This window comes from Desulfovibrio sp. Fe33 (assembly GCF_028532725.1).
Lineage (GTDB): Bacteria > Desulfobacterota > Desulfovibrionia > Desulfovibrionales > Desulfovibrionaceae > Pseudodesulfovibrio.
The window spans coordinates 75,358-96,820 of sequence record NZ_JAQKGU010000002.1 but is presented as its reverse complement, the minus strand read 5'-3'; the positions used below and the strand labels follow the sequence as shown (position 1 = coordinate 96,820).

Annotated in this window: 22 protein-coding genes; 9 read left to right on the top strand and 13 right to left on the bottom strand. The window is 62.1% G+C overall.

Annotated features, from left to right (window positions below):
• Positions 1-40 precede the first annotated feature (40 nt).
• Complete coding sequence (locus tag PSN43_RS03265; protein ID WP_272699291.1) at positions 41-562, bottom strand: YceD family protein; 522 nt, start codon at positions 560-562, stop codon at positions 41-43.
• 208 nt (positions 563-770) lie between these two features.
• Between PSN43_RS03265 and rpmB the strand changes: the two genes are divergently transcribed.
• Positions 771-986 (top strand): 50S ribosomal protein L28, encoded by a 216-nt coding sequence (gene rpmB / locus PSN43_RS03260; RefSeq protein WP_272699290.1) that lies wholly within the window; start codon positions 771-773, stop codon positions 984-986.
• Between the two features lie 246 nt (positions 987-1,232).
• Positions 1,233-1,514, top strand: coding sequence for an SHOCT domain-containing protein (locus PSN43_RS03255; RefSeq protein ID WP_272699289.1), 282 nt, complete (start codon positions 1,233-1,235; stop codon positions 1,512-1,514).
• Positions 1,515-1,594: 80 nt separating this feature from the next.
• Here the strand turns inward: PSN43_RS03255 and gltX are convergent, their stop codons facing one another.
• The 5 genes from gltX to PSN43_RS03230 form a co-directional block, all read right to left on the bottom strand.
• Positions 1,595-2,992, bottom strand: a complete 1,398-nt coding sequence (gene gltX, locus PSN43_RS03250; protein WP_272699288.1) for a glutamate--tRNA ligase — start codon at positions 2,990-2,992, stop codon at positions 1,595-1,597.
• A gap of 208 nt (positions 2,993-3,200) precedes the next feature.
• On the bottom strand, positions 3,201-3,422 hold the full coding sequence (locus PSN43_RS03245; protein WP_272699287.1) for a NifU family protein: 222 nt from the start codon (positions 3,420-3,422) through the stop codon (positions 3,201-3,203).
• A 121-nt stretch (positions 3,423-3,543) separates the two neighbouring features.
• On the bottom strand, positions 3,544-4,611 hold the full coding sequence (locus PSN43_RS03240; protein WP_272699286.1) for an HDOD domain-containing protein: 1,068 nt from the start codon (positions 4,609-4,611) through the stop codon (positions 3,544-3,546).
• 102 nt (positions 4,612-4,713) lie between these two features.
• Entirely contained in the window at positions 4,714-5,955 is a 1,242-nt protein-coding gene (locus tag PSN43_RS03235; RefSeq protein ID WP_272699285.1) for an OprD family outer membrane porin, read from the bottom strand.
• A gap of 152 nt (positions 5,956-6,107) precedes the next feature.
• A complete protein-coding gene (locus PSN43_RS03230) occupies positions 6,108-6,737 on the bottom strand; it encodes an MBL fold metallo-hydrolase (RefSeq protein WP_272699284.1) in 630 nt (209 codons plus the stop codon).
• 64 nt (positions 6,738-6,801) lie between these two features.
• On the opposite strand from PSN43_RS03230, the gene PSN43_RS03225 reads away from it, so the two are divergent.
• Positions 6,802-7,968 carry an SGNH/GDSL hydrolase family protein gene (locus PSN43_RS03225; protein ID WP_272699283.1) on the top strand — a complete coding sequence of 389 codons (1,167 nt, stop codon included), beginning with the start codon at positions 6,802-6,804 and terminating at the stop codon, positions 7,966-7,968.
• 233 nt (positions 7,969-8,201) lie between these two features.
• Here PSN43_RS03225 and PSN43_RS03220 read toward each other — a convergent pair whose 3' ends face one another.
• The 4 genes from PSN43_RS03220 to PSN43_RS03205 form a co-directional block, all read right to left on the bottom strand.
• Positions 8,202-9,590, bottom strand: a complete 1,389-nt coding sequence (locus PSN43_RS03220; RefSeq protein ID WP_272699282.1) for a sigma-54-dependent transcriptional regulator — start codon at positions 9,588-9,590, stop codon at positions 8,202-8,204.
• 2 nt (positions 9,591-9,592) lie between these two features.
• Positions 9,593-11,545, bottom strand: a complete 1,953-nt coding sequence (locus PSN43_RS03215) for a two-component system sensor histidine kinase NtrB (protein WP_272699281.1) — start codon at positions 11,543-11,545, stop codon at positions 9,593-9,595.
• Positions 11,546-11,552: 7 nt separating this feature from the next.
• A complete protein-coding gene (locus tag PSN43_RS03210) occupies positions 11,553-12,371 on the bottom strand; it encodes a DUF4405 domain-containing protein (protein ID WP_272699280.1) in 819 nt (272 codons plus the stop codon).
• 152 nt (positions 12,372-12,523) lie between these two features.
• A complete protein-coding gene (locus tag PSN43_RS03205) occupies positions 12,524-13,051 on the bottom strand; it encodes a Spy/CpxP family protein refolding chaperone (RefSeq protein WP_272699279.1) in 528 nt (175 codons plus the stop codon).
• Between the two features lie 278 nt (positions 13,052-13,329).
• On the opposite strand from PSN43_RS03205, the gene PSN43_RS03200 reads away from it, so the two are divergent.
• From PSN43_RS03200 to PSN43_RS03175, 6 genes are all read left to right on the top strand, one after another.
• A complete protein-coding gene (locus PSN43_RS03200) occupies positions 13,330-13,533 on the top strand; it encodes an FmdB family zinc ribbon protein (protein WP_272699278.1) in 204 nt (67 codons plus the stop codon).
• A 178-nt stretch (positions 13,534-13,711) separates the two neighbouring features.
• Entirely contained in the window at positions 13,712-14,170 is a 459-nt protein-coding gene (locus PSN43_RS03195; RefSeq protein WP_272699277.1) for a deoxycytidylate deaminase, read from the top strand.
• Between the two features lie 10 nt (positions 14,171-14,180).
• Positions 14,181-15,275 (top strand): bifunctional diaminohydroxyphosphoribosylaminopyrimidine deaminase/5-amino-6-(5-phosphoribosylamino)uracil reductase RibD, encoded by a 1,095-nt coding sequence (gene ribD, locus PSN43_RS03190; protein WP_272699276.1) that lies wholly within the window; start codon positions 14,181-14,183, stop codon positions 15,273-15,275.
• A 106-nt stretch (positions 15,276-15,381) separates the two neighbouring features.
• A complete protein-coding gene (locus PSN43_RS03185) occupies positions 15,382-16,134 on the top strand; it encodes a substrate-binding periplasmic protein (RefSeq protein WP_272699275.1) in 753 nt (250 codons plus the stop codon).
• Between the two features lie 183 nt (positions 16,135-16,317).
• Entirely contained in the window at positions 16,318-16,995 is a 678-nt protein-coding gene (locus PSN43_RS03180) for a substrate-binding periplasmic protein (protein ID WP_272699274.1), read from the top strand.
• A gap of 70 nt (positions 16,996-17,065) precedes the next feature.
• Positions 17,066-17,725, top strand: a complete 660-nt coding sequence (locus tag PSN43_RS03175; RefSeq protein ID WP_272699273.1) for a riboflavin synthase — start codon at positions 17,066-17,068, stop codon at positions 17,723-17,725.
• A 205-nt stretch (positions 17,726-17,930) separates the two neighbouring features.
• Here PSN43_RS03175 and leuS read toward each other — a convergent pair whose 3' ends face one another.
• The 3 genes from leuS to ribH form a co-directional block, all read right to left on the bottom strand.
• A complete protein-coding gene (gene leuS, locus PSN43_RS03170; RefSeq protein WP_272699272.1) occupies positions 17,931-20,432 on the bottom strand; it encodes a leucine--tRNA ligase in 2,502 nt (833 codons plus the stop codon).
• Between the two features lie 77 nt (positions 20,433-20,509).
• Positions 20,510-20,959 carry a transcription antitermination factor NusB gene (gene nusB, locus PSN43_RS03165; protein ID WP_272699271.1) on the bottom strand — a complete coding sequence of 150 codons (450 nt, stop codon included), beginning with the start codon at positions 20,957-20,959 and terminating at the stop codon, positions 20,510-20,512.
• 3 nt (positions 20,960-20,962) lie between these two features.
• Positions 20,963-21,433 carry a 6,7-dimethyl-8-ribityllumazine synthase gene (gene ribH, locus PSN43_RS03160; RefSeq protein WP_272699629.1) on the bottom strand — a complete coding sequence of 157 codons (471 nt, stop codon included), beginning with the start codon at positions 21,431-21,433 and terminating at the stop codon, positions 20,963-20,965.
• Positions 21,434-21,463: the final 30 nt, after the last annotated feature.

The following is a 21,463-nucleotide window of genomic DNA, read 5'->3' as shown; positions in this document are numbered from 1 at the left end:
CTCAACCGAATGCACGAAGCCGAAGCTCCGGGCAAGGGCGTTACTTTATCTTCAAGTCGCGGAAAACCGCAAGCCTTTCGTCACCATCATCCAGCTCGCAGGAACACTCGCCGGAATTGAGGTTGGCCCCGCATCCGGGACACACGCCCTTGCAGGATTCGCCGCACAAGGGCTTGAACGGCAGGGCCAGGGCGAACTCCTCCCAGAGGATGGTGCCCATGTCGAGCTGGAGCTGGCCGTTTTCCACGCGCACCCGCGGGTCGCCGTCGTCCTCGTCGCCATTGGGCAACTGCTCGAAGGCGTCGAAGTCCACTTCGATCCCGTATTCAAAAAATTCGGCGCAGCGGTCGCAGGCCAGCTTGACGGCTCCCTTGAGGGTGCCGCGCACCAGCGCCCCGTCGTCAGACTGGGGCAAAACGGAATACTCGGCCACGAGATCGCGGCCCGGACGGATGTCCAGTTTGAACGTACGCCACGCCTCGCGCCAGAAATCCTGGTCATCGAAGGTGAAGTTCCCGCCCTCCGCGGCAATGTCGCTGATCGTCAGCCAATATTCAACCATGTCGTACTCCGTCTTCGGTCCGGCTCCACGGCCGGACAACCGGTGCTTCCTATATGGTAATAAAATCCCATGTCAAGAAAAAAACCCTTGCCATTTGCTTCAGGGCTCGGTAAGGATTCTCTCCCGCCGACCGGAGAAGCTACCAGAACCAGGCGGGTTCGCAAGTACGAAAACGATTTATTTCCTTAGAATACATCAGGAGGTCGCAATGTCCCAGGTTTGCGATATTTGTGGAAAGGGTCCCCAGACTGGCAACAACGTCAGCCACTCCCACATCAAGACCAAACGCCGCTTCATGCCCAACCTGCAGAAGGTTCGTCATCAGTTGGAGTCCGGCCAGGTCGTCAGCATCAAGGCCTGCACCCGCTGCATCCGCAACGGCGCAGTGGTCAAGCCCGTGGCCAACAAGAAGCCCGAAGCATAACGTGCTGCACATTTCGATGGCCGAAAGTTGCCGCCGAAAACATTTCGGCGGCAACTTTTTTGCGTCTATTGACCTGCCATCCCTCCCCGCCCCCCATAGTGCAATTTTTCGTCAAGTCCGCACGCAAAGCATTGCACAACTGCACAATATTTCTCTCCCGTCTTAGTCTCAACACGCTGAAATAGCTCCACAACTCGTTTGGCATAGTCCGTGCTATCTTCCAGGCAAACAAGCTCTGGAGAGATCATGGAATTTTTGACTTCACTCGGAACCTGGTGTTCCGGCCCGGGATTCCGATTCGGCGAAGGGTCCGGCGGTTGGTTCGGCTCAATGAGCTTCCTCCACGGGGGAGTTATCCAATTCCTGGTGCTGGGGCTGATAATATATATCTCGGTGCGATTATTCCACAAACCAGCCACACCTCCGGAATCCGCAACGCCGGAGGAAATCCTCAAACGCCGCTACGCGTCCGGCGAGATCGATAAGAGCACGTTCCTCGCCATGAAGGACGAACTGCGCGACGGTTAATGGAGCAGCACCCCAAACGAAGGCCCCCGCCGGATATATCCGACGGGGGCCTTCACGATATTTCAACCGGGTGCGGCGGGCTACAGCTCCACCGCCCTTCTGATGCGGGACAGCGTCTGCTCCTTGCCGAGCACGATCATGGTCTCGAACAGGCCGGGCGACTGGGTCTTGCCGGTGATGGCCACCCGAAGGGGCTGCGCGACGACCTTGAACTTGATGTCCTTCTCCTCGATGAACTGCCGGTGCAATTCCTCCAGGGACGCTTCGGTGAACTCGTCGAGACCTTCCATGCGCTCAGCGATCTCCGCAAGCAGAGGCTTGGTCTCGTCGGTCAGGAATTTCTTCACGGCGCTTTCGTCGTAGGGCAGGAACGTGGCGTCCACGATGAACGGGCGGGCCTGCTCCAGCATATCGAGCACGGACTTGGCCCGAGGCTGCAACAGGGGCGCGATGCGGGCGAACTGCTCGCGGGTCACGGACTTGGCCTCTTCCTCGCCCACCTCTCGGGCCAGGAAATCGCAGAGCATCCCGGCCAGACGGTCCGGGTCCGCCTTCTGCATGTACTGGCCGTTGACCCATTCGAACTTGGTCAGGTCGAAGACCGACGGGGAATTGCCCAGGCCGTCGGTGGTGAAGAATTCGACCATCTCGTCCATGGTGAACAGTTCCTGATCGCCGTGGGACCATCCCAAGCGGGCCAGATAGTTGGTCACGGCCTCGGGCAGGTAGCCCATCTTTTCATATTCCATGACCGACAGCGCGCCGTGGCGCTTGGAAAGCTTCTTCTTGTCCGGGCCGAGGATCATGGGCACGTGGCCGAACTCGGGCACGTCCCAACCCATGGCGCGATAGATGAGAATCTGCCTGGGGGTATTGTTCACGTGGTCGTCGCCGCGCAACACATGGGTCACTCCCATGTCGTGATCGTCCACCACCACGGCCAGGTTGTAGGTGGGCGTTCCGTCCGTGCGGCGCAGGATCATGTCGTCCATCTCGGAGTTCTCCACCGAGATGAAGCCCTTGACCATGTCCTTGTATCCGGTGGCTCCTTCCAGCGGAGCCTTGAGCCGGACCACGCCCGAAGTCAGCCCCTTTTCGCGGCAGGTGCCGTCGTACTTGGGCTTGCGGCCTTCCTGCATGGCCTTTTCACGCATGGCGTCCACGTCCTCCTTGCTGCACTGACAGTAGTAGGCGTGGCCCGAGGCGATGAGCTGGTCGATGACCTCGTTGTGCCGATCGGAACGGTCGGACTGGAAGACGATCTCACCGTCGTGTTCAAGGCCGAGCCAGCGCATGGAGTCGATGATGGCGTCCGTGGCCTCCTGGGTGGACCGCTCGCGGTCCGTGTCTTCGATGCGCAAACGAAATTCCCCGCCCATGGACCGGGCAAGGAGCCAGGAAAACAGTGCGGTGCGGGCACCGCCGATATGCAGGAACCCGGTCGGGCTCGGCGCGAAACGGGAAACGATCTTGGTCATGAGAATGCCTCCGGCGGCTTAAGACCCTTTTGAAAAAGGTTCTTAAGAATCTCCAAAACTTTTATCGCCGCCTCGCGGATGGTGCGAATGCGGCAGGGTTTCTAATTTAGGCAATATGTCTATCCGATGCTCTCCGCCTCCCCTCGCGAAGCGACCCAAAAAGCTTAGTAAGGAAAAGGGGATGGGGCGGCTGGAGGCATCTGCGCCGCTATACGGCTTCGACGCCTTTCACTTCGGGGATTTCCTTGAGGATAATCCGTTCTATGCCGTTCTTGAGAGTCATCTGGGACATGGGACATCCCTTGCAGGCTCCGGTCAGGCGAACCTTGACGATACCGGAATCGGTGATTTCCACCAATTCCACATCGCCGCCGTCGCCCTGCAGCATGGGCCGGACCTTGTCCAGCACGGCTTCCACTTTTTCACGCAATGGCAAAACCTCCGTTGATTCGGGTTCGGTCGGAACATCTACGGCCTGGCGCGAAAGTTGTCAAACACGACGCGCGGGAGACCGACGTCCGAAGCGGGGACAGCCCGTTTCCGAAGGGTAGCTACCGGTCCAGGAGAATGGAGAACGCCTCCTCCAATTCCTCGTCCAAGTCCTCGACCATCTCGTCCATCTGTTCCGGGGTGAAGTTCATGGACGCCCACGCCTCCGGCGACGGCGGCTGGACAAAGAACTCACCGCTGGAACCGACGCCCAGGCCGGTGGCGAGGGTCTCGGCGCAGTGCACCAGAAGGGGTTCCGCCTCCTTGTGCCCGAGTTTGGGATGATGATGTTCGAGCACGGCGGAAACCAGGACGTAGGGGAAGTTCCACTTGCGCAGCAGCATTCCCCCCAAGGTGGCATGATCGAACCCGAGCAGGGTCTTTTCCTCGGCGAACAGCACCGCGTCCTTGGCCCGCGCGTGGGCGTGGACGGCCGTGGCCCGCTCCGGCTCGACCTGTAGGAGGATGAGCTGGCCGATATCGTGCAGCAAGCCGGAAACGAAAGCCCGCTCCGGGTCGCCCTTGCCCGACATGCGGCACAGCCGCCGGGCGATGAGGCCGCAGCAGATGGAATGTTTCCAGAACTGCTCCATGTCGATGACGTCGGCAGGCACATCCTTGAACAGGGACATGACCGAAGTGCCCACGGCCAGGGTGGAAAGCTGGTTCACGCCGACCACGGTGACGGCGCGCGAAATGGTGTCGATCTGCATGGGCAGGGAGTAGAAGGCGGAATTGACCATGCGCAGAAGAAAGGCGGTCAGGCCGGGGTCCTGGCTGATGATCTCGGCCAGGTCGTCGGCCGAGGTGGAGCGGGAGCCGATGGCCTGTTGCAATTCCAGAAAGACTTGGGGCAGGGCCGGAAGCTGGTGATCCTTGCGCAGGATGTCCAAGGGGTCCAGCGGCTTGACCTCGGGCAGGGGCTCTTCCGGCTCAGGCTCACGATAGCGTTGCGGATGGGCGGCCATGTCCGCCGCCACACGCTTGACCCCGAGCCGCGCCAGCCGCTTCAGGGATTCGTCCGGCTTCCGGATGAACCTGAACCGCCGGGTCAGCAACTTTTTCGCCGCTTCATGCACTTCGGGCGCAACCGCCGTCTCTTCCTTCACCGGAACGCTTTCTTCTGCCATCTGTCGAACCTCGGGGGGTTATGGAAGCCAGCCGTCTTCAACATAATAAATAAAGCAATGAACATGAAGCGCTTTTTGCGTCATGCGCGCCGCTTGCGCCCGCTAGAGCAGTTGGAAATCGTATTGCAGGCGGAGCCGTACCTGGAAGCCGTCCTTGCCGCCCAGATCCTCGTCCGCGTCCTGATAGGACCAGCGGTTGAGAATGGACAACCCCTTGAGATCGCCATCAAAGGCGTAATTCAGGTTCAGGGTGTACTCGTTGCGGTCGAAGGAGGCGTTGCGGCCGGAGTCCGGCGTGTCGCCAAAACCGGTCTTGATGTTGGCGGAAAAACCCTTGGCGCCGATACGCGCGAAGTCATAGGCCAGCCCCAGATATAGCGTCTTTTCCCCGGCCCTGTCGAAGGCGTAGGCCATCAGGTTGTTGAAGAACGGATAAGTGCCCCAGGAATTGCGGATTCCCTTGGAGCCGTCCACCGCGGTCCCGCCGAGCTCGAAGGTGATTCCGGCGAACGTGACGGAACCCATGAGGCCGAGTTCGCCCGTGGTGTAGTCCCCGCCCAACTGATCGCCCACGCTGCGCTGATCCACCCCCTGGAAGAGCAGGCTGTAGCGCACCCCCTCGGGATCGCCGAAGGCGTACTTGATCTGCGTGAAAAAGGTGTTGTCCAAGTCGGGGGCGTAATAATTCCAGAACCGCATGGGCAGCGCCTTTTCCGGCGTCCAGTCGGCCCCGGCCATCAGCACGCCGCCCCGATTGTCCAGCCCGGCCATCTCGGTCATGGACTTGAACAGGTCCGTGTCGCGGCCCTTCTCCTTGTCCACCCAGAAAAGCGACCACTCCAGGGTCTCGATGTCCGAGGATTTCAACCCATAGGCCTCAAAGGTCTGGGGAAGCATACGGCTGTCGTTGCCGTTGATGAACGGGGTCTCGATGCGCTGCCGCCAGAACCGCGCTTCGGACTGCTCGAAACGGACCTTGAAATACGCCTCGGCCAGGACCGCGAACCCTTCGTTATCCGGGGTGAGGAGCCCGGTTCCGCCCTGGTTCTCCTGGTTGAGCTCGGCGGTCACGGGCGCGGTGCCGTACAGAGCGGCGGCCGCGCCGAAGTGGTCGCCCAGCCACGGGGTCTCGTATTTGAGATAACCGCCTATCGCAAATGATTCCTTGATGTTGTCGTAATCATCGCCTGTGGTCTTGTTCCGCTGGGTGAAATAATACAGCCGGGTCTGCCCGGTGACGACGCCCCACTTGGAAACGTCTTCCCCCTCCTCGGCCGCACATGGCGGGACCATAGCCAAAGCCAGAAGACAAACCAACACGACGGACATGATTTTAGCAGGCACGGCGAATCTCCTTTGTTCCGGACCTCGAAACGAAGCGAGCCGGATCAACGGCCCTTACCGCCTCTATGCCTTCGATCTTCCGTTGAATCAAGTCCTCACGCGAACAAAGGCGACGCGAAAGGCTCCTCGGGCGGGAAAATCACCCTTCGCGATCAACTGAATATGAAATGCGGGTTGTTTTCCCTCTCGTGGCGCACCGTGGTCATGGGGCCGTGGCCCGAATAGACGCGGGTGTCCCCGGGCAGGGTGAAGATGCGGGAACGGATGGAGCCAAGCAGAGCCGAGGAGCTGCCGCGCGGCAGGTCGGTCCGTCCCACCGCTATCATGAACAGCAGGTCGCCCACGAAAACGCACCCGGCGGAAGGAAAGAAATAGGACAGGCCGCCCGGCGTATGGCCGGGGGTGTCCAGCACGAACAGCGGCTGGGCCAGCGCGGTGCGTCTGCCGGGCCCGATGGGGGTATAGGCGAAGTCGATGTAGGGAACAAATTCCCGGTTGCCGCCAGCCTCGAAGGAAAGCTCCTTCAGGAACTCGTCCTCAGGGCTGGCGTAGACGGGCGCGGGATGGGCCTCAAGCAGTTCCTTGACCCCGCCGATATGGTCAATATGGAAATGGGTCAGGAACACGGCTTCCAGATTCAAGCCGAGAGCCGTGATGCGCTCTATAAGACGGCCGGGCTCCAGGCCAACGTCGAAGACCACGGCGTTGCCGCCCAGGCTCACCAGGTGGCAGTTGGTCTCGTCCGGGCCGAGAATGAAGGTTTCAATGGTCAGTTTGGCCATGGCTTGCCCTGCGGCTTTTTGCTGCGTATGAAACGATGACGTTAACGATTTCGCGAGGATAAGAATGCTGCACTTTCTGGGCAACTGTCAAATGGAATTCCTCGGCAAGGCCGTGGCCGCTCTCGGCCTGCCCGCCGCCCACCGGCCCCTCGCTTCGCCCATGACCCATGCCAGCCACCCCGGCGGGATTCCGCCCGAGCTTACGCGGCAGGCCAGTCCGCATGGCGCGGTGGACATCTTCAACGGACGGCTGCCGGAATACCAGTTCGAACTGCCCGGCAGCCACGACACGCCCGAACTTCTGGTCCTGAACCTGTTCCACGAAACCGCCCCGCTCTTCCTGCACAACGAGGGCTTCATCTTCCACATGAACCCGGCGGCCTTCGCGGGCAGGCCGGACCTGGCCGCCTGGATCAGCGAGCAATGCCGCCCCATTGGCCCCAACCCGGCTTCGTACCTCCAACGATTCGGCCGGTTCCTGGCCCTGGTCCGACAACAGTTCCCGGAAACGCCCATACTGGTCACCGCCCGCCTCAACCACTACCCCGCCTTCGGGCCCGTCCCGCACTCCTACCTGGAGAACTGGAACCGGCTGAGCCGCGAGGCCCCGGCCCATTACGCGGTATGGGAACGCGAACTGGACGTGCGCATTCTCGACGTGAACCGCGTTTTCGGCGGTATCTGGCGGGAAACGGACGAGGGCATAGAGGCCCATTGCCCCTTCCTCAAATTGGAACTGGAGGAACGCGACAACACCGTGGTCGGACTGATCGCCTCCCGCGACGTGGAGCACATCGGCCCCATGTGGGCCGCGCTGGCCCGCAAGGTCGCCGATTTCATGGAAGACGGGGAGATTCGGTATGAAGCGGACGAAACCGTGCCCACGGAATGGAGCCGGCCATGGAAACCCGCCCTTCTGGACGATGAGGCCGTCATCGACAGGTTCGCCACCGAAAGCAACTATCCCTGGGCCGAGGCCGTGGCCAGTTTCTTCATGGACCTCGGCCGCGACCGGACGCCCCTGCTCGCCGCGTCCGGCGAGTTCATGCCCGTCTGCCACAACACCCTGCACATGATCCGCGCCTACGGACGCATTTTCAGGAATCCGCTCATGGCTACCTTCTGCGACACCCACCGCCCGGCAGCCGAAGCCTTCACCTCCAACGGCCCGTTCTACCGCGCCGACTACCTGGCCCGTCTCGACAAAATCAGGGAGCGCGCGTTGGCGTAGAGGGGAGGAAAGGCCTCCGGCGGGCAGATTGCTGCCCTTTTATGGGAATCAGGTTGTGAAAGCCGCTTCGCGGCAATAGTCGGGTGATTTCGCCTCCGGCGGGCAAGGGCTCGCACCCTTGCATCCCCTGGTAGCGCCTTCGGCGCGGGATTTTTTCGCTTCGCGGCGTGCTGCGCGAAAAGGGGAAGTGAGGCAAAAAAAAGCGTGGGGGTGAATCCCCCACGCTTTTTTTGCTAACGGCGGGTGAGGCCGTATTTCTTCAATTTGTATTGCAGTGTGCGGCGGCTGATGCCGAGGGCTTCGGCGGTGCGTTCGCGGTGGTTGCCGTTTTCCTCAAGAGCCTGGATAATGGCCTGTTTTTCCGCTTCCTCGAGATTGGCGGGTGTGGGCGCGTGCCGTGCGCCCTGGGCGTATTCCAGCTCCATGGCGTTTTCCCGCGCGCCGGTGATCTGCGGAGGCAGAAGGTCCGGGCCCAGAGCGTCGGACCTGGAGAGAATGAGCGCGCGTTCAAGCACGTTCTCAAGCTCGCGGACGTTGCCGGGCCAATCATAACCGGACAGGGCGTCGAGAAAGGCCGGGGTCACGGTGCGGATGATCTTGTTGTTCTTGTTGCCCAGACGGCGAAGCAGGAAGCTGACCAGAAGCGGCAGGTCCTCCTTGCGTTCGCACAACGGCGGAATACGGATTTCAAGGACGGCCAGGCGGTAGTAGAGGTCTTCGCGGAACCGTCCAGCTTCGACTTCCCGCTTGAGATTGCGGTTGGTGGCCGCAATGATCCGGGCGTCCACCTGGAGGGTGCGCACCGAGCCGAGCGGCTCGATGGTCTTCTCCTGCAAGGCGCGCAGGAGCTTGGCTTGGAGCGCGGCGGGCATTTCGCCGATTTCGTCGAGGAACAGGGTGCCGCCGTCGGCCAACTGGAACCGGCCGGGCTTGTCCTTGACCGCGCCCGTGAAGGCTCCCTTCTCGTAGCCGAAAAGCTCGGATTCCAGGAGGTCGTCGGGCAGGGCCGCGCAGTTGACCTTGATAAGCGGCTTGTCGGCCCGCTGACTGGCCCGATGCAACCCCTCGGCCACCAATTCCTTGCCGGTGCCGCTCTGTCCCAGAATGAGCACGGTGGCCTCGGTGGGACCGGCCTGGCCGATGAGATCGCGCACCCGCTCGATACCGGGGCTGCCCCCAATGAAATCCGGCTCGCTGCCCACCTCCGCGCGCAACCGGGCGTTCTCGTCGAGCAGCTTGTGATATTCGTAGGCCTTGCCGAGCACGGCGGTGAGCTCGTCGTTGTCGGCGGGCTTGGTCAGATAATCGAAAGCCCCCCGCTTCATGGCGTCCACGGCGGACCCCACGGAGCCGAAGGCGGTCAGCAGGACAACGGGCATACTCGGCCGCCGGACCTGCAATTCCTTGAGCAGTTGCATACCGTCCATGCCGGGCATCTTCATGTCCACCATGGCCACGTCGGGAAAGGTGTCGGCCTCGGCTTCCTCGGCCAGCACGGTCAGGGCGCGCTCGCCGGATTCGGCTTCGAGCACGGTCCAGCCGTCATCCTCCAGCACGGCCCGAACCATCATCCGATGGCCCGGCTCGTCGTCGACGATCAGCGCAATACGTTCTTCGTTCATGGCTATTCCTTGTCTTCCCGGGGCTGCGGATCGGGGAAGAACAGCTTCATTTCGGTTCCCGCCCCGGGTTCGGATTCTATGATTACCCGGCCCTTGTGGGCGCGCATGATGTTGTGAACGATGGCCAGGCCCAGACCGGTGCCGGTCTTCTTGCCCGTGACGAACGGCTTGAAGACGTCGTCGCGGATTTCGGGGTCCATGCCCGGGCCGTCGTCGGCCACAATGATCCAGACGCCCTTGTGTCCGCGCATGGAGACCAGCCTGACATGGCCGGGCCTGTCGCAATCGGCGCACCCCTGAATGGCATCCAGGCTATTGGAAATGAGATTGAGCAGGACCTGCCTGAGCGCATCGGGATCGGCCCAGACCGGCTCGGGGCCGAAGTCGAACTCGGGCTCGATCTGCTTGTCTTCGAAATCGAAACGCATGAGCTGCCTGAGGGAATCGCCCACCTTGAAAAGATCGATGAAGGACGGGTCCAACTGACGCGGCCGGGCCAGATACAACAGGTCCGTGACCACGCGGTTGAGGCGGTCCGCCTCCTGGACCATGGCTGCGGCGTACTGGTCGAGCGGAGCCTGTCCCTTGAGCTTGGTGGCGAAGAGCTGGGCGAAACCTCGCAGGGAAGAAAGCGGATTGCGCACCTCGTGCGCCACGCCCGCGGCCAGGGAGCCGATGGCCGCCAGCCGCTTTGCCTCGTTCAGGTCTTCCTCGAGGGAACGAATCTGGGTACGGTCGCGGATGAGCACGAGCCGCTGTCCCAGCTCGGGAGCGGCGTCCTCGTCCTGCTCCTGAAAAGGCAGGAACAGAATCTCCAACTGTCGGCCCTGGTAGTCGAACTGCTCCCATTCCACGGGACCGGACGGCTGGTTCTCGTTGGTCTGGAGGCCGAAGTCGAAATCCTGCCAGTAGCCTCCGACAATCTCGGGCGGCGGCGCGGGAACTTCCCCGCTCTTCTTTCCCGAGGCTTTTCCGCCCTTTTTCCCGTCCGACTTCCCATTTTTCCCATCGGACTTGTTTTCGCCCCCGGCTCCGGAATCCTCGTCCTGGCCCGGCGCAAGCAACTGTCTGGCCGAACGGTTGGCGGCCAGGATCTCGCCGGTCTCGGCCAGAGTGACAAGACCGTCAGGCATGTTGTCCAGCAGCTTGTTCTGGAACCGCTCCAGGCGGACGAGCTTGCGGCTCGCGCCCCGGCGGCGCAGGTAGGCGAACGCCAGGGACCAGAGGACCACGGCGGCGAGAAAGACGTATCCGGTCTGATAGGTGGCCGCCTGCCGGTACTGGCGGAACTGGCGCATATGCTTTTCGGCATTGAGCCCCACCACCAGGTAAACCTGGGATTGCGATTCGTCGAACATCATCCCCGGGCCCATGCCCTGTCCCATACCGGGGCCCATGTTCTGCCCCATGCCCCGGCCTGCTCCGCCCCTTCCCGGCGTCGAATCCCCATCGACGGGGTCAACGCCGAGCAGAACCGCGATACCGGAACGGACCTGAAGCCCGGACAGCAGCACATTGGTCTTGTCCACCTCGGCCATGACGTGCCAGGCCCGGCCGGGCTCTATATCCTCGGCCACGGCGTCGGGCAGTTGGAAGATGGGATGATTGTCCTTTTTCACGGAGGTCACGATGGGCCGCCCGGCGCGGTCGAACAGGGTGACGAACTCGATGTCCTCGGATTTAGCGAGTTCGGTGAAAAGCTCTTCCGTCATGGTCCGGAAAAGAGCCGAGGACTGGCCGCCCATTCGCAGGGTGCGGGCAATGCGGAAGATGTTGTTGTCCACGCCGCGCAAAATCGAGTTACCGGTCATTATCATGTGGTCCTCGACGATCTTGCGCTGCTGGGCGATGGACTGCCAGGTCAGGTACAGACTGCCGAGGCCCAACACGATCAGGGCCAGGACAAGGGCGACGAGAGGTCCCTTCTCCCTTTCTTCCGGATGAACGACTTCCATATGCCGACTACTCGCCCTTGACTATCCTGTAGATATCGATGGGAGACATGTCGTGCTCCGCGGCCAGGGTCTTGAAGGAACTTTCCGGCGCGGCGTCGATGCCCGCGTTCTTAAGCCGCGCCAGGACTTCCTCCAGCTCCAGGCCGTAGGAGGTGCAGATCACGGCGACCGTCATCTTGCCGGTGCCTTCGGGCGGCTGGACGGGCATCAGGGAAAACGGGTCGCCGCCCTGCTTGGCCCTGATGATGTCGTAAATATACTGAGGGCTCACTCCGCGCGACCGCGCGATGTCCTTTATCAGCGAATCCTCGTTCACGGACTCGTCAAACCCGGCCTCGCGCAACGCGCTCAAGGCCAAATCCACGTTCAGTCCAAGGAAACCGCAGAATTTCTTCAGCGGGCTGGTCTCGGCGTGGCCGTAGGGAGGATTGCCGTATGTCGCGGTGGCGTCCTCCTTTATCTGCGCGCCGAAATCGAGCAGCGTGCTCATGGGGGGAAGTCCGGCGAGCGTGCCAGCGAAGACCACGAACACCAGAACGAAACTGACGATCATGGGCGTTGTCATGACCACCAGTTCCCGAGCCCGGTTCTTCATGTAATTAATGAGGGGCTTCCAGTTGAGCCAAACATGCAGGAGCAGAGCGATGAGGAACAGGGTCCCCACGGTGGTGTGCACGTCGCCCCACTGAGTTTTTGTCATGCCCAGCAGATGCCAATCGGCCCAGTAGGCTACCCGGCCCTCAGGCACGATATACAGGATCACGCTGGTGACCAGCGTGACGAGAAAAGAAAGAAGTGCGGTAAGGGACGTGATTTTTCTAAACATTCTGGGCCTCCTCGAAAAAATGCGTTGCCGGAAAGTTCCGGCATCCCGCCAACGTCAGCCGACGATCATATGCGGGACAGGAAGCCCCACGCCTCCTGCCCCGCAATATCCTGTTTTCCGAGTTATCGGAAATATCGCTTCAATTCAATGAACTAGAACATTCCCCGGTTCATGCCCTGACCGGAGCCCATGCCCTGGCCGGGACCCATGCCGCGACCGGGACCGCAATCGTTACCGGAGCAGGGGCCGCGACCTTCGCCGGGACCACGGCGGGGGCAATCGCCGAAGGCGGCGATGCCGGTGGCCTTGACCAGTTCATCGCCCATGGCCTTGCGCAGTTCCCACATCTTGCCGCGCTGAGCGGAGATCTCGTTGACCAGCTTGGTGATGGCCGCTTCATCCGCGTTGCCGCCGTTGACCATGGCCTGGAGCACGGAGCGCTTGGCCCAGAGAGCGTTGCGCACGGCTTCGAACTGCGGCTCGTATTTGTCCACGATGGCGTCGGCCTCGGCCTGCTTCTCGGGGGTCAGTTGATTGTACATGGCGCCGGGGCCGTAGCCGGGACCGCCGCACGAGCCGGAGAATCCGCGGCCTTGGCCGGGACCGGCCAACGCGAAAGCCGCCATGCTCAGGACAAGAGCCGCAGCCAATGCGGAGATGGTGATGTTTTTCTTGGACATGTGTCTGCCTCCTAAAGGTTATGCTTTCATGCGAACAGGTAAATGAGTGTGTGACATTCTGCCTGGCATAAAGCACGGGGCGTGCCAAAGACACAATCATCCGAAATTACTATTCTTACCCGAAACAAATCCGTCCACGATGCACTTTGTTTGTGCAGTTATTTTCACACTTGTTGCACAGAATGTGTGCAATGTGCAAGTGGCATCCCTTGACAAAGGGCCTTCGCGGCATGACCTAAGAGGCATCGACGAACCATATGGGACCTGGAGAGTCAATCATGCCCATCTATGAATATACCTGCAAAAAATGCGGAAACGAATTCGAGGAGCTTGTCCTTGGTGCGGACACGGTTGTGACCTGCCCCGAATGCGGCTCCAAGGACACGGAAAAACTCATGAGCGCCTGCCGCGCCAAAGTCGACGGAGGCGGCCCGAACCTGGACGCCCTCCAGGGATCGGGCTGCGGCTCCGGCGGCGGCTGAGGCATCTAGCGCCGCGCCCGGTTCGGGCGCATACGTTTTCCCCCCGGCCCCGGCCACATCCCGGCGGCCGGGGTCTGCTTTTCCCCCGGCCCACGCCGACTTCGGCCGTTCCCTTTCGGCACGAGAAATGATAGGTGGACCGAACCAAGCTCCACTTCGCAACGAACGAGGACCGCAAATGCCCAACAGATTGCCCTGGCCGGAATATTTCATGCGCATCGCCCACCTTGTGGCCCAGCGCTCCACCTGCACCCGCCGCGCCGTGGGCGCCATCGCCGTGCGCGACAAGCGCATCCTGGCCACCGGATACAACGGCGTACCCACCAACATCGCCCATTGCGAAGAAGTGGGCTGCCTGCGCGACCGCCTCGGCATCCCTTCGGGCGAACGCCACGAGCTGTGCCGTGGCCTGCACGCCGAGCAGAACGTCATCATCCAGGCCGCCACCAACGGACTGGATCTCAAGGGGTGCGACATCTACTGCACCACCAAGCCGTGCATCCTGTGCACCAAGATGCTCATCAACTGCGGCGTGGAAAACATCTATTATGCCGAGAACTATCCCGACGAGCTGTCCGAGGACATGCTCACCGAAGCCGGAGTGAACCATGTTTTCATGGAAGGCGACTTCAGCTAGCGAACGCTTCATGGCCCGGGCCGTTGAACTGGCCCGGCGAGGACGCGGAGCCACCGCACCGAACCCGTGCGTCGGAGCCGTGCTGGTCCGCGACGGCCAGGTGGCCGCCGAGGGGTGGCACACCCGTTTCGGCAAACCGCACGCCGAACGGGAATGCCTGGCCGCGGCCCGCGCCTCGGGCGTGGACCCGCGCGGGGCGACCATGTACGTCACCCTTGAGCCGTGCAACCACCACGGCAAGACCCCGCCGTGCACCGAAGCCCTCATCGAGGCGGGCGTGGCCGAGGTGGTGGTCGGTACCCGCGACCCCAACCCCATTGCCGCGGGAGGAGTGGAAAAACTCCAGGCCCACGGCATCAAAGTCACGGTGGGCGTGCTTGAACGGGAGTGCCGGGACCTGATCGCCGACTTCCTGCTCTGGCAACAGACCCACTCGTCCTACAACATCCTCAAGATGGCCGCCACGCTGGACGGCAAGATCGCGGCCGCCTCCCGCAAGCCCGAACCGGTTTCCTGCCCCGAATCCTTTGCCAGGGTGCACGCCCTACGGGCACTGGTAGGCGCGGTCATCGTCGGCGGGAACACCTTCTACGCGGACGACCCGAGCCTGACCTGCCGGATGGACGGCCTGCCCGAAGACTTCGTCCAGCCCTTCGGGGTGGTCATCTCCTCCCGCCTGCCCGAAGACCCGAGCAGGTTCACCCTGCTGCGCGATCGGCCGGAGCGGGCCATCTTCATGACTTCCCAGACCGCCGCCCGCAGCCCCCAGGCCGACGTCCTGCGGCGGCGCGGCACCTCGGTCTGGCCCTTGCCCGGCCGGGCCGGTTCCCTTGCCCTCGCCTGCGGCTTCGAACGGCTGCGCTACGACTGCGGCTGCCACTACACCCTGTGCGAAGGCGGCGGCAGGCTGGCCCTGGCCATCATCGAGCAGGGGCTGGCCGACGAGGTCATCCATTTCGTGGCCCCGCGCATTCTCGGCGATGATTGCGCGCCGGCGGCCTACTCCGGCCGCGAGGCACCGACCATGGGCCAGGCCCTCGATTTTCGCATCGCCGAATGCGAGCCCGTGGGAACCGATCTCATGCTCACCCTGCGCAACCGCTGACGCGCGCCCGCGCGGGCGGCTGCCGCCCCTTTTCCCGGTCCGCGAGACCTGCGCCGCTTCCGTCCGGGCGGCTTGCCTTCGCTTCACCAAACGGTTACATTGTCTTATGCTCACCACCAGATTTTTAGTGGTCCCGCTTCTTGCGGGGCTGCTTTTCGCGGCTCCCGGTTTTGCCCAGGAAACCGACGACGCCGTCGAAAATCTCACTTACCTGACCGATGAGTTCAGGCCCATGAGCTTTACCGTCAACGGCAAGCCCGCAGGATTGGCCGTGGGCCTGCTCAAGCTGCTCTGGAAGGAAATGGGTGTATCCGAGCAGCCCATCCAGGTCATGCCCTGGCCTCGCGTCTACGACACAGCCCAACTGGACCCGCACATCATGATCTTCTCCATGTATCGCACGGCGGAGCGGGAGAAAGCCTTCAAATGGGTGGGACCGATAGTCCAAGGCCGGCTCGCCGTCTTCTCTCTGCGCTCCCGACACCTGCGGCCGAATGCCCTCAAGGACCTCCGGGGATTGCGGATCGCCTCCCTCCGCGACATTGCGGCGGCCAGCAAGATGATCCGCGCCGGATTCGCCCCCACCTATGCATCCAACCCCTCACATGCCGTACAACTGCTCCTGTCCGACCGCGTTGACGCTCTCGCCCTGGACGAACTCAGGTTCAGCACCGCGCTCGCGACCATGAACATGCCACCCGACGCCTTCGAAATCGTCTTCGTCCTGAGCGAAGAGTCTCTTTGCTACGCCTTCAGCCCCGACACTTCGGACACCCTTGTGGCTCGATTCCAGAAGGCCCTGGACGCGGTCGTGAAAAAACCGGACTACCGCAAACTTCGTGCCCAATTCCTGAACTGATCGCGTCAATTTACAACCTCGCGGCCAATTGCTAGAGAGAGCACTATGCCACTCCGCCAGCCGCCATACAGCGACCGCCCGGCAACGGGAGGTCCCCTGATCGGAACCATCACGATTCCGCTCTTGGTCTGGTGCGCCCTGCTTCTTTTCCCGGCGACTGCCCAAAGCGGCCTGAGCGCTCCCATGGAGCTGAAGGAGTACACGTGGCTGACCGAGGAGTACTACCCCTTCAACTACACGGAAAACGGCCGGGTCCGGGGAATCTCCGCGGACCTGCTGCGGATGGTCTGGACGGAGCTGGACATCGCCCCGCCACACATTGAATCCATGCCTTGGGCCAGGGCCTACGAACGGGTGCAACACGAGCCGCGAACCGTCCTGTTCAGCATGGCGCGCACACCGGAACGCGAGAAGCTCTTTCAGTGGGCAGGGCCCATCGCCTCGGTCCGATTCGTCCTGATAGCCCGCAAGGACCGCCACATCCGCCTGAACACACTCGACGATCTTAAAGGCCTGGCCGTGGGCACCCTGCGAAAGGACGTCTCGGACGCCCTGCTCGCGAAGTACCGGGACATCGCCCGCATCCAGCCCGTGGTAAACATGGACCAGAACATCAACAAGCTCATGACGAACCGGTTGGATTTGGTAGCCTACGAGGAAAGCTCCTGGCGCAAGATCGCGGCCCTTTACGGGTTTGATCCAGGCGATTTCGAAACCGTGTACCTTCTGCGGGAGACGCCGGTCTTCTATGCCTTCCACCCCAGCACCCCGGCCAAGCTGGTGAACGTCTTCCAGGCTGCGCTGGATCGGGTCAAGGCCCGACCGGAATACCCCGCGCTTCTCGACGCCTACCTGCGCTGACGCGCCGATTTACACCCGCTCCCCGGCCTGCTACAACGAGGCCGCATAACCCAGAAACGAGGTATCATCCATGTTTACCGGACTGATAATGGGCATGGGCCGCATCGAGACCGCCGAAGCCAGAGGCTCTGAAACGCGGTTCCGCATCCGGGCCCTTTTCGATCTGCCCGACATCGAGCTTGGCGAATCCATCGCCGTGAACGGCGTATGCCTGACCGTGGAGACTTTCGGCGACGGCTGGTACACCTGCTACGCCAGCCGCGAGACACTGTCCGTGACCAGCCTGGGCGGACTGCGCCCGGGGAGCACGGTCAACCTGGAGCGGGCCATGGCCATGGGCGACCGCTTCGGCGGGCACATCGTGGCCGGACACGTCGACTGCCTGGCCGAGGTGGCCGAAGTGCGCCCGGCGGGCGAATCCAAAATCTACCGGCTGTCCTTCGACGCGGCCCACGGGCGGTACGTCATCCCCAAAGGGTCCGTGGCCCTGGACGGCATCAGCCTGACGGTCAACGCCTGCGCCCCTACCTGGCTCGAAGTGAACATCATCCCCGAAACACAGAGGGTGACGACCATTTCCGGCTGGACCCCAGGCACCAGGGTCAACATGGAGACCGACGTCATCGGCAAGTATGTGGAACGCATGGTCCAGCCCTGGACCGCCTCGCCCGCAGCCGACAAGGGAGCCACCGGCATCACCATGGACTTTTTGCGGAAAAACGGCTTTTAGCCTTCCCGAATCGAACCGGCCAAAGGAAAGGCGCGCCCGCAAGCGCGCCTTTTTTTATTTGCGCTCCGCGGTGCGCGGCAAGCTCTGCGCGGTGCGCGCTTCAATAAAACGTCAGACGATCGCGCATCATTCACGCCTGGCGCAAACGCAAAAAAAGGCCGGGAGGAACTTCCTCCCGGCCTTTGCAAATCAAGAGTTTGCCGCGCTAGCCCACGACGATGTTGACCAGCTTGTTGGGGATGACGATGACCTTGCGGACAGTCTTGTCCTCAATGAACTTCTGGACGTTTTCCAGCTCCATGGCCAGCTTCTCGACGTCGGCTTGCGGGGCGTTGTTCGGGGCTTCGAACTTGCCGCGCACCTTGCCGTTGACCTGGACGACCATGGTCACTTCGTCGAGGACGAGCGCCTTTTCGTCGTATGCGGGCCACGACTGTGAGGTCAAGTGCGTCTTGTGGCCGAGGACGGACCACAGCTCCTCGCAGATGTGCGGAGCCACCGGGGAGAGCAGGGTCACGGCCGTGGCGATGGCCGAGGACAGTGCCGCGGGATCGGATTCCTTGAGCTCGTCCTTGACCTGGTAGAGCTCGTTGACCAGCTCCATGATGGCCGCGATGACCGTATTGAACTGGAATTCGTTCTCGATGTCGCGGGTGGCGCGGCGGATGGTGTCGTGCTCCTTGAAGCGCAGTCCCTTGGCCGCCTCGCACGCGGGCTGGGTGTGGGAGGCCGGGGTCATGGGCATGAGCACGTCTTCCAAATCCTCGACCAGCCTCCACAGGCGGGACAGGAAGCGGTACGCACCGTCGATGCCCTGATCGGACCATTCCAGCTCCTTGACCGGCGGGGAAGCGAAAAGGATGAACAACCTGGTCGCGTCCGCGCCGTACTGATTTATCATGGCGTTGGGGTCGACGACGTTGCCCTTGGACTTGGACATCTTGCCGCCGTCCTTGAGCACCATGCCCTGGGTCAGCAGATTGGCGAACGGTTCGCCGTGCTTGACGAAGCCGCAGTCGCGCAGCGCCTTGGTGAAGAACCGGGAGTAGAGCAGGTGCAGGATGGCGTGCTCGATGCCGCCGATGTACTGGTCGACGTTCATCCAGTAATCCAGGTGCTCCGCGCCCAGGGCCTCGGCCTCGTTGCGCGGGTCGCAATAGCGCATGTAGTACCAGGAGGACTCGAAGAAAGTATCGAAGGTGTCGGTCTCGCGCCGCGCGGGCTTGCCGCATTTGGGGCAGACGCAGTTGACGAAATCCTCCATTTCGGGAAGCGGCGACTTGCCGTCCTTGCGCACCTGGGCGTTCTCGGGCAGCAGCACCGGCAGGTCCTCTTCGGGGACCGGAACCACGCCGCACTCGTCGCAGTAGATGACCGGAATGGGCGCGCCCCAGAACCTCTGGCGGGACACGTTCCAATCGCGCAGACGATAGTTGACGGCCATCTTGCCTTTGCCGGACTTGTCCAGATGCTCGACGATGGCCTTCTTGGCATCCTCGTTGGGCATTCCGTCGAACTCACCGGAATGGATCAGGAAACCGGGGGCGGTGTAGGCCTCGGTCAGGTCGGCGGCGTCCAGCTTTTCGCCCTTTTCATGCAGTTCGGGCGGGTTGATGACCGCCTGCATGGCGAGGCCGTACTTGGCGGCGAATTCGAAGTCGCGCTGGTCGTGGGCCGGAACGGCCATAACCGCGCCGGTGCCGTAACCCATGAGTACGAAGTTGGCCACGAAAATGGGGATGTCCTTGCCGGTCACCGGGTTGACGCAATACTTGCCGGTGAAGATGCCTTCCTTCTCCAGATCGTCGGCTCCGCGCTTGATGCGGTCCATGTTCCGGATGTTGGTCACGAAGGCCTCGATCTCGCCCTTGTTCGGGACGTCGGCGATAAGCCGCTCCACGATGGGATGCTCGGCGGCCACGGACATGAAGGTTGAACCGTACAGGGTGTCCGGGCGGGTGGTGAAGACGTCGATGGTCTCATCCATGTCCTTGACCTGGAAGGTCAGCTCCGCGCCGTAGGACTTGCCGATCCAGTTGCGCTGCATGGTCAGCACGCGCTCGGGCCAGCCCCCTTCCAGGGATTCGAGGTCCTTGAGCAGTTCGTCGGCGTAGTCGGTGATGCGCAGGAACCACTGTTCCATGTCCTTCTGCTCCACCTCGGAGTCGCAACGCCAGCACAGCCCTTCCTCAACCTGCTCGTTGGCGAGCACGGTGTTGCAGGTCGGGCACCAGTTCTGCGGAGAATCCTTGCGGTAGGCCAATCCCTTTTCCAGGAACTTGAGGAAGAACTTCTGCTCCCACTTGTAGTACTCCGGACGGCAGGTGGCGATTTCGCGCCTCCAATCGTAGGAGTATCCCAGCCGCTTGAGCTGCTCGCGCATCTCGGAAATGTTCTGGTAGGTCCAGGTGGCGGGGTGGGTCTCATGCTTGATGGCGGCGTTCTCGGCGGGCAGTCCGAAGGCGTCCCAGCCCATGGGATGCAGGACGTTGAAGCCCTGCATGGACTTGAATCGCGCCACCACGTCGCCGATGGAGTAGTTGCGCACGTGGCCCATATGAATTTTGCCGGACGGATAGGGGAACATCTCCAGCACGTAGTATTTGGGCTTGGAGGGGTCCGTCTCAACCTGGAAGCAGCCGGATTCCTGCCAGATCGCCTGCCATTTTTTCTCAATTTCCTCGGGGGAGTATTTGCCTAATGCCATGGTAGATGATTCCTATGTGGTCGTTTCGTTCCCGCCTGCCGGCCGGGAGACGCGGCGGATTCGTGCCTCGGGGGCGATCAGTTTCGCTTCAGGGTTTTGGCCACGCCGTCCAGAATGCCGTTCACGAAGGAACGGGACTTCTCGTCACCGAAGGTCTTGGACAGCTCGATGGCCTCGTTGATGGCCGCCTTGACCGGGATGTCGGTGAACATCATTTCGTACAGGGACAGGCGCAGGATGGACAGCTCGACCATGGCGATCCTTTCGATCTTCCAGTGCTGCGAGTGTTCTTCGATGGTCTTGTCGATGTCGTGCAGGTTCACGTTCACGCCCATGACCAGATTGCGAGCGAAGGCGCGCGCAGTCTCGGATTCCTGTTCGATGACCAGGGGGTTGATGTCGAACAAGGTGTCCATGTCCAAGGGGTTTTCCTTGTCAAGGAAGTGCGTGGAGTAGAGCACCTGAAAGGCCAGGGTGCGCCCCACCCTGCGGATACCGGGCCGATTGCCCTTTGATTTCGAGCTCATAAGTTAAAGCTGCTCCAGCACGCGGATCGTTTCGAGCATGGCGGACGCGGCCTCCACACCCTTGTTGCCGCCCTTGGAACCGGCGCGTTCGATGGCCTGATCCAGGGAGTCGCAGGTGAGCAGGCCGAAGCCCATGGGCACGCCGGTCTCCATGGTGGAGTGGGCGACGCCCTTGGCGCACTCGCTGCACACGTAGTCGAAGTGCGGAGTGGCGCCGCGGATGACCGCGCCGAGCACGACGATGCCGTCGTAGTTGCCGGACCGGGCCAGCTTCTGGGCGGCGATGGGCAGCTCGAAGGCGCCGGGCAGGCGGACCAGGGTCAGGTCGGCCTCGGCCGCGCCGTGGCGGACAAGGTAGTCCACGGCACCGGAGATGAGGCGGTCAACGATGAAGTCGTTGAACCGGGCGGCCACGATGGCGATCTTGAGTCCCTTGGCGTCCAGCAGTCCTTCGATGGTCTTCACGGACATGATGTCTTCTCCCTACTGTATGAAATATATAGC